A 2,099-nucleotide genomic window follows, 5' to 3' on the forward strand; every position below is an offset into this window, starting at 1 on the left:
GTCTTTCCGCGAACGCACCGAAGTGTCCTGGCTGTTGGATCGCAAGGTGCCTGACGCGGTGTGGTCGCGCCAGTCGGGCTCGGGCGAGCGGGTGAGCACGGTCATGGCGGTGATTGGTCCCAACGCCAGTGGCAAGACGGCTTTGCTTAAGCCTGTGCTGTTTCTGGACTGGTTCATGCGCCACTCGTTCAGCGCTGAACCTGCCGCACCGCTGCCGTTTCAGCCGCACGCGGCTGCGCCCACCGAGCCGTCGGAGTTTGAGGTGGAGGCCGATGTTGACGGTCGTTTGTGGCGCTACACGCTGCGCTGCACGCCGCAGCGGGTGCTGCACGAAGCCCTGTACGTGAAGCACGAGCGCATGCGCTATGTGTTTGTGCGCGACTGGAACGAAGCGGCGCAGGGCTATGACATCAAGCAGCAGGATTTCGGTTTTGCGCCGTCCGAGGCGCGCAAGGTGCGGCCCAATGCGTCGCTGATTGCCACGGCCGCGCAATATGGCGTGCCACTGGCGCAGCGCTTGGTGAACAGCGCTGTCTGGAGCAATATTCACCAGTTTGGTCGCATGGTCAATGACTCGAACCAGTTGATGCGTGCGGCGGCGTACTTTGCGGGCGAAGAGGCGCAGCGCCAGCAACTGGTTCGCCTGCTGTCGGCATGGGACCTGGGCTTGAGCGATGTGCAGGTGCGCGAGCTGGAAACGGTGTTGTCCGACGGCAAAAAAGAAAAGTTCTGGTTGCCATTTGGCATTCACCGTGCGGCGAACGGTGCGCAGTTTGAACTGCCTTTCAAGCTCGAATCCAGCGGTACACAAGGCGCGCTGGTGCTGCTGCATCGTTTGTTGCCGGTGTTGCAGGTGGGTGGTTTGGCCGTGATTGACGAGTTCGAAAACGACCTGCATCCGCACATGCTGGAGCCCATTCTGGACCTGTTTGCCAACCCGGCAACCAACCCGCACGGCGGCCAGTTGTTGTTCACCTGCCATGCGATGGAGGTGCTGAACATCGTTCACAAGTCGCAGGTGATGCTGGTGGAAAAAGACGCGAACAACGAGAGCAGCGCCTGGCGGCTCGACACGGTGGAAGGCATCCGCAGTGACGACAACTTCTACGCAAAGTACATGGCGGGTGCCTATGGCGCTGTGCCGCAGCTATGAGGCGCAACACCACACCGCGCCAGGTGGCGCGCACGGTACTGTTGGTGGGAGAAGGCGATGCAGAGCTTCAGTTCATGCAGCACCTCAAAGGGCTTTATGTGCAGCGTAGCTCGGGCGTCGTGGTGACGATTAAGAACGCACGCGGCAAGGGGGCAGCGCATGTGGTGGACTTCGCGTTCCGCCAGTCGCGCAATGCGGCGTATGACGTGAAGGCGGCGCTGCTGGACACAGACACCGACTGGAACGACAAGACCCGCGCGGTGGCCCGCAAGGCCAAGATTCATGTGATGCCTTGCCAGCCCTGCCTTGAGGCAGTGTTGCTGCAACTGCACCGCGCACCAGTGCAAGGCCGGATGACCGCGCAGCTGAAGCAGGATTTTTCAGCCCGGTTTGGCGCCGCAGCGTCGGATGCGGCCGTCCTGCGGCATTTCAGCCGCGACGTGCTGGACGAGGCGCGGTCCCGAATCGCCGTTCTGGACGAACTTTTGAATCTGCTGACAATGGCGGTCCTAAAAACTTGATGGTCGAAATCTCGCGCCTGCGCTACAGAAAGGAGATGGTTGAGTCAGCCTGCAGCACCTTGAAATTTCCTGATAGCTACAAAAGTAATAGCTACTAACGCCTGTATAGCAAGGGCTGAGGCCCGATTTGACCATTATTTTGGCGCCAGCACCGCCATCGTGATGCGCGACACGCAGGTCAGCTCACCCGCTTCGTTGGTCAGTTCGATCTGCCAGACCTGGGTGCTGCGGCCTATATGCACGGGGCGCGTGATGCCAGTGACCCAGCCGCTGGTGACGCCCTTGAGGTGGTTGGCGTTGATGTCCAGCCCGACAGCGCGGTGGCCTGCGGGGGCCGCATAGGCCGCGCCGCAAGACCCCAGCGTTTCGGCCAGCACGACCGACACGCCGCCGTGCAGCAGGCCGTAGGGCTGGACCGTGCGGTG

The 2,099-nt window shown here is 61.6% G+C and carries 3 protein-coding genes; 2 read left to right on the forward strand and 1 reads right to left on the reverse strand.

Annotated elements, in window-relative coordinates:
• Positions 1-1,153, forward strand: a 1,153-nt coding sequence (locus Q8K05_RS00075) for an ATP/GTP-binding protein (RefSeq protein WP_305244515.1), incomplete at its 5' end; no start/stop codon positions are given.
• Positions 1,150-1,674: a hypothetical protein gene (locus Q8K05_RS00080; RefSeq protein ID WP_305244516.1), complete on the forward strand. Its 525-nt coding sequence runs from the start codon at positions 1,150-1,152 to the stop codon at positions 1,672-1,674. The genes Q8K05_RS00075 and Q8K05_RS00080, both read left to right, overlap by 4 nt.
• Positions 1,675-1,808: 134 nt before the next feature.
• On the opposite strand, the gene Q8K05_RS00085 is transcribed toward Q8K05_RS00080, so the two are convergent.
• The coding region (locus Q8K05_RS00085) for a hotdog fold thioesterase (RefSeq protein ID WP_305244517.1) at positions 1,809-2,099 on the reverse strand (291 nt) is incomplete at its 5' end.

It is taken from the genome of Polaromonas sp. (assembly GCF_030682935.1).
Taxonomy (GTDB): domain Bacteria; phylum Pseudomonadota; class Gammaproteobacteria; order Burkholderiales; family Burkholderiaceae_C; genus Polaromonas.

Coding starts and splice junctions, on each gene's coding strand:
- Q8K05_RS00080 (WP_305244516.1), top strand. CDS start 1,150: ATGAGGCGCAACACCACACCGCGCCAGGTGGCGCGCACGGTACTGTTG.